This window comes from Roseovarius sp. MBR-51 (genome assembly GCF_053628575.1).
In genome coordinates this window covers 1-5,962 of sequence record NZ_JBRJGQ010000048.1, presented here as the reverse complement: position 1 = coordinate 5,962, position 5,962 = coordinate 1, and the positions used below count along the sequence as shown (strand labels likewise).

Here is a 5,962-nt window from a genome sequence, read left to right as displayed (position 1 = left end):
CGGCGCCGACGACGTCGCTCTGGTCAGCGCCTATCTCGCAGACAATCCCCGGCTCTCGAAGGGCGCCGTGGGTGCCGCCCGGCATTTTCTGAAGTGGGCACGCGCCCGGAAGATCCCGACCAGAGACCTCGACGCATCGGCGGTGGATCGGTTCCTTCGCCATCGCTGCCGCTGCGGCCGCTACAGCCCTGCGCAACTGCGCAAGCCTGCCTACGCCACAGATACACGCAGATTCCTGAGCTATCTCGAAGCCACCGGGGTGGTCTTCATTGCAAATGAAGTCGCCCGGCTCGGGCAATATCTGGAGGCCCATGCAGAGAAGCTCTGCGCCACCGGATATAGCAAGGTGACGTACTCGACGCAGCTGACTCAGGCCCGCCATTTCGCGGAATGGGCGCTGCTGATGCGTGTTCCGGCCCACGGAATCGATGAGGCTACCATCGATCATTTCGCACGGCATAATTGCCGCTGTGGGGAGAAGACCAAACATGGCAAGGACATGCTGGGCTCGCGCCTCAAGAACCGCCGCCGTGGTGCGCGTGCTTTTGTCCGGTTCCTGAGGGATGAGGGTCTGATCCCGCCTGAAGCGCCTGACTGCGTTACCACCTGCGATCCGCGCCTGACCGAGTTCTCGGAATGGTTACGCCACGAACGTGGGGTGACGCACGAGACCGTACGGCGCTTCTTGTACGAAGCGAACCGCTGGCTGGATAGCCTCGGGGCAACCCCGAAGGACTACAACGCGGCGGCAATCCGCTCGATCGTTTTGAACCAGGGCGAAGAGCGCTCAAGATCTTCGGTGCGGATGACGGTGACCGTTCTGCGCGCTTTCTTGCGCTTCACGATTGTTCAGAACCAATGCGCCCCGTCGCTCCTGTATGCTGTGCCATCTGCCGTTTCGCGCAAGCTGTCAGCGGTACCACCGACGATCCATCGAACCAAAATTGAAGAGATAATAGCGTCCTGTGGAACCAAAACGCCTGTCGAGATACGGGACCGCGCCATACTCCTTCTGCTCGCGCGGCTGGCTTTGCGCGCCGGTGACATCTGGCAATTGCGGCTGTCAGACATTGATTGGCGTGCGAGTCGGTTGCGATTGCATGGCAAAGCCAGACGCGAAGTTTTGCTACCAATACCACAGGATGCTGGGGATGCGCTGCTGACCTATATCGAAGATGTGCGTCCGGTCGTCACAACGGACAGGGTCTTTCTGCGCATTCAGGCGCCATTCACTCCGTTTCGGTCCTCTGCTGAGATCGCCGGGATCGTTTCCCGTGTCCTTGCCCGGGGTGGTTTCACCGGTCTGCCGACGGGCGCGCACGTGTTTCGCCATTCACTGGCGTCGGCCTGGTTGCGCGGCGGCGCGGATCTTGATCAGATCGGTGTCGCGCTTCGCCACAGCTCGCGTGATACGACCGCGATCTATGCCAAGGTCGATATCGAGATGCTGGCAGGTGTGGCCCAGCCTTGGCCGGAGCGCGCATCATGATGCATTCCCATGTCGATCGCTTCGTTCAACTGAACCGCGCCCTTGGAAAGAAGTTTGCCGCGCAAGAGACGTCCTTGCGCTCTTTCGCGGATTTCGCTGCAGACCGATCAGCCAGCCACGTGACAACTACCCTGATATTGGAATGGGCTGGTGGCGCCTCGACGCCAGGTGCCGTGCAAATCCGGGTCGATCAAGCCCGGGCGTTAGCCGTATTCCTGCATGCGGAAGATGCGCATCACGAGATACCGCCGTTGAATCTGCTGGGCCGTTCACGACGGCGGCGGCCCGCCCCGTATATCATGACGCAGGGCCAGATCAGTCGGATCATGCGGGAAGCGCTTCTGGTGCCGGGCCTGACATCAATCAGCCCGCTGACTTACCACAATCTTATCGGTTTGCTTGCATCGACAGGTTTGCGGATTTCGGAGGCTTTGTCCCTCCGGTGCGACGACCTGACCGACGACGGCCTCATGATCCGGAAGGGCAAGTTCGGCAAGAGCCGCCTCGTGCCGATACATGCCTCGACCCGCGCCGCTCTGGAACGGTATCTCGAAGCCCGAGGCGTCGTGCGCAATCCCGGCGATGATCTTTTCGTACTCGGCCATGGCCGTGCCCCGACGGCGACCAGGGTCCACGTGGTCTTCGTCCGGATCGTCCGCAAGCTCGGATATCGCACTCCGACTGGTCCCGGACCCCGGCTGCACGATCTGCGCCATACATTCGCGGTGCGATCTCTGGAAGCTTGCGGGAACGATCCGCAGGCGGTCATGCGGCACATGAAGGCCCTGAGCACCTATCTCGGCCATGTCGATATCGCCAACACCTATTGGTACCTTGAGGCCACGCCGGTCCTTCTGAAGATAATCGCCTCGACCGCCGAAGAGACCTGGATCGGAGGTGCAGCATGACCCCGCTCGCTCCCGATCTTTCGGCCTTCCTGCAAACCCATCTTCCTGGCGAGTGCGGTGCAAGCCGACATACCATCGCAGCCTATGCCCACGCATTCACCCTCTTGCTGCGGTTTGCCGCTGGACGGCTCAAGCGCTCCCCTTCGGAACTCGCAATCGAAGACCTCGATGTTCAGATGATCAGGGCGTTTCTTGAGCACATCGAGGTAGGGCGCGCCAATTCCGTCCGGTCCCGCAACGCGCGGCTGGCGGCGATCAAATCGTTCTTCCGTTTCGTCGAACATCGCCACCCGGCCTGTCTCGAGCAGGCGCTGATGATCCGAGCCCTGCCGGTCAAGCGCACGGATACAAGGCTCATCGACTACCTGACCCGGGAAGAACTCCAGGCCCTGCTTGCCGCACCGAACCGCCATACGCTTGGGGGACTGCGTGACCGGGCGATGCTGCACCTGGCCTATGCTGCGGGCTTGAGGGCGTCCGAGCTGCTCGCAGTGCGAATGGGCGATTTTCCTGAAGGCTCGTTTTCCAGCGTGCGGATTCTTGGCAAGGGTCGGCGGGAGCGGATTCTGCCGCTCTGGAAAGAGACCCAGGCCGCCATTCGCGCGTGGCTGGCTGTCCGGCCAGGCGATGCGGGGCCGGAACTATTCCTGAACCGTGATGGTCGCCAGATGACACGGGACGGGTTCGCCTACAGGCTCCGGCAGCATGTGGTGACAGCTGAACGCTCGGCGCCGTCGATCGCCGCAAAGCACGTCACCCCGCATGTGCTACGACACAGCTGTGCGATGCATACACTTCAGGCAACCGGCGATGTCCGCAAGGTCGCGCTCTGGCTCGGCCATGCCAGCATCCAGACAACGGAGATGTATCTGCGCGCGGACCCGACCGAGAAGCTCGCGCTCTTGGATGCCCATCACGCACCGTTGATCAAACCGGGTAAGTTCCGGGAACCCTCGGACAAGCTGATGCAGATATTGGCCATCGCCACGCAGCGTTCCTGACTGAACGCGTAACATTTGGCGTCCCGCGTCCGGCGGGGCGCTATTCCATCACATAGCCGAGCGCCCGATAGCCTGTTCGTCGCTTGGCCGCCATTCTGGACAGGACCGGAACCGAACTGTCGACATAGTCGACCACCAGGACGTCTTTCTTTCCGTCATGCTGCCGATGCAACCTGCCGACATATTGCGCCAGCGTGCCTTTCCAGGCGATCGGCATCGTCAGGAACAGGGTGTCTAGCCGCGCATCATCGAAGCCCTCACCGATGTAGCGCCCTGTCGCGAGGATTAGCCGTTCCTCATAGTCATCGACAGTCAGCGCCGCATGCGCGGCCTTCCGGTCCTTTGCGGACATGCCGCCGCGGAGCACGACAATGTTTTTCGCAAATCGGGAGAACCGGTCCTGAAGATACTGGAGGTGATCCTTCCGTTCGGTCAGCACGATCGGCGAGCGTTTGGCCTCCAGTGATTTCAGCACATCGTCGAAGATCAGATCGTTTCGAGCAGGGTCCTCCGCTAAAGCGGCATAAATTGCAGGTATGGATGGGCGCTCCGCCATGGCGAGGGGCTCCGGCAAACGGAATCTCGTGTGACGTTCACGCGCCCGATGGTGAATGCCGCTTTCGGCGGCCTGCGATTTGGCGCTCACCTGATGGCGCACGGGGCCGCATTGCATGAAGATGATCGGATGATGTCCGTCTTTTCGGGCGACGGTCGCCGACAACCCGGTGACGTAGCGCGCCTTCGATCTGCGGGCGACCAGTTCAAAGCTTGACGCAGACAGATGATGGCATTCATCGACGATAAGGTGTCCGTAGTCGGCAACAATGTCGTCTACTTCGCCTTTGCGGACCAGGCTCTGGATCAGCGCCACGTCGATCACACCGGTAGGTTTGCGTTTGCCGCCGCCGATGGTGCCGATCAGCTTCGGGTCGATCTGCAGAAAGGACTTCAGCCGCTCGACCCATTGGTTTAGCAGTTCCCGGCGGTGAACCAGCACCAGTGTATTGCGTGCACGATGTGCGATCAGCGCCGAGGCCACGACCGTCTTGCCGAATGCGGTCGTGGCGGCAAGCACACCGGTATCATGTTCGGCCAGGGCGTCAAACGCGCGCGTTTGCGGCGGGCGAAGTTCGCCACGGAAGCGGACCGTCTCCGGCAAGCGGGTTCCGTCTGCACGTAAATCGTCCAGGTCGGCTGTCGCACCGTGATCGGACAGGAACCCGATCGCTTCGTCGAAGCAGCCACGCGGCAGGGCGACGTGTCGGGGATGCAGTTCGGCACAGGACACAATTCGCGGCTTGCCGAATGTCGGCAGCCGCATCGCCTGAGCGCGATAGAATTCGGGGTTCTGGAACGCGGCCAGCCGGACCAGTTGGGCAATCATGGCCGAAGGCAGCTCTGACCGGTCGAGATAGATCTGGTCTGCGACTGTCACCTTGATGGTTTGCGGGATGGGCACATCCAGACGTCGTGGCGTGCTGTGGCGTGACGGAGACATCTTCCAGGGCTCATTCGCCTGTTCGTCATCCACCGGCATGCGCACGCCCAACACCCGCCCGGAAAGCTCTGCCGTTTCGACGAGGTCACTCACCGCTGACGCCGACATTCTCGGCAGGGAAGACAAAAAGGCCCACTGATCGTCAAATGGCCGCATTCCCGCGTCCACGAAGACGCTGTTGCCAGCCTTGCGCGCAGTGTTCTGAAGCGGCAGTGCGATCAGATTGCCGAAACCGCCGAGCGGCATGATATCCTGGTTTGGAAACAGCCGGTCATAGGAGGCAAAGCCAATCTCCGGCCGCCTTTCCATCGTTTCCGTGATCAAAACCGATCCGAGCTGGCGCGCCAGACGGGCGGACACGGGTTCTGAGAAGAAGATCCAGACATGACCGCCGTTGCCCGATCTCGACCGCTCCAGCGCTGCAGGGACTCCCTTTGCTCGGCAGGTTTCCAGCAGCGCACTGGCGTCTTCCGCCCAGGATGCCTTGTCAAAATCCGCAGCAAGAAACCAGCATGTATCACCCTGGAGCAGCGGGTAGACGCCCGCGACAAAATCCCCGCTGCGTCCATCATCACCGCGCAGGTGTTTTTCCATGATGCACTCATTCGGCGGGATGAACTTCTGATGTGGGCACTCGCCACATTTGACCTTCGGCTTGCCGCAAATGCCTTTCACCCATTCGTTGGCACAAGCAGGCGAGTATCCTGAGCGTTCGGTCTTCCTGTTTTCCCACCGCACAGGAAACACGTCAGGCCGACCGGCGAATAGACTTCGGAACAGATCGACCTTTTCATGCGACGGCGAACTGTTCGTCACCGGAGCGTCCTCGAAGGAAGGCTGTTTCACGGCTGGCGCGTGCTCAGCGGCGAGGCGAACCTCGAGGGACGCCATCTCGCGCTGAAGCTGCTGCCGTTCGGCATCCAGATTGGCTAGACGCGCTCGAACCCGCGCCATTTCCGCCTCGATGTTGCTCTTTTCTGCCACCGCGGTTTCCACCCAATCCTTTCCATCCCGTCCAGCATAAAGCGGGAAAGCGGCTCGCGTAAGCAGGCTTTCCCGATCGTCA

At 61.2% G+C, this 5,962-nt stretch carries 4 protein-coding genes; 3 read left to right on the top strand and 1 reads right to left on the bottom strand.

Going from position 1 to position 5,962, the window contains the following annotated elements; translation table 11 throughout:
• The 3 genes from ACSSVY_RS22490 to ACSSVY_RS22480 all read left to right on the top strand — a co-directional run.
• A partial coding sequence (locus tag ACSSVY_RS22490) for a tyrosine-type recombinase/integrase (RefSeq protein ID WP_454272252.1) occupies nt 1-1,489 on the top strand: 1,489 nt, incomplete at its 5' end.
• A complete protein-coding gene (locus tag ACSSVY_RS22485; protein WP_454272250.1) occupies nt 1,486-2,397 on the top strand; it encodes a tyrosine-type recombinase/integrase in 912 nt (303 codons plus the stop codon). The genes ACSSVY_RS22490 and ACSSVY_RS22485, both read left to right, overlap by 4 nt.
• Nucleotides 2,394-3,398, top strand: coding sequence for a tyrosine-type recombinase/integrase (locus tag ACSSVY_RS22480; RefSeq protein ID WP_454272248.1), 1,005 nt, complete (start codon nt 2,394-2,396; stop codon nt 3,396-3,398). The genes ACSSVY_RS22485 and ACSSVY_RS22480 overlap by 4 nt, the downstream gene beginning before the upstream one ends.
• A 40-nt stretch (nt 3,399-3,438) precedes the next feature.
• Here the strand turns inward: ACSSVY_RS22480 and ACSSVY_RS22475 are convergent.
• A partial coding sequence (locus tag ACSSVY_RS22475) for a TOTE conflict system archaeo-eukaryotic primase domain-containing protein (RefSeq protein ID WP_454272246.1) occupies nt 3,439-5,962 on the bottom strand: 2,524 nt, incomplete at its 5' end.

Coding starts and splice junctions, on each gene's coding strand:
- ACSSVY_RS22485 (WP_454272250.1), top strand. CDS start 1,486: ATGATGCATTCCCATGTCGATCGCTTCGTTCAACTGAACCGCGCCCTT.
- ACSSVY_RS22480 (WP_454272248.1), top strand. CDS start 2,394: ATGACCCCGCTCGCTCCCGATCTTTCGGCCTTCCTGCAAACCCATCTT.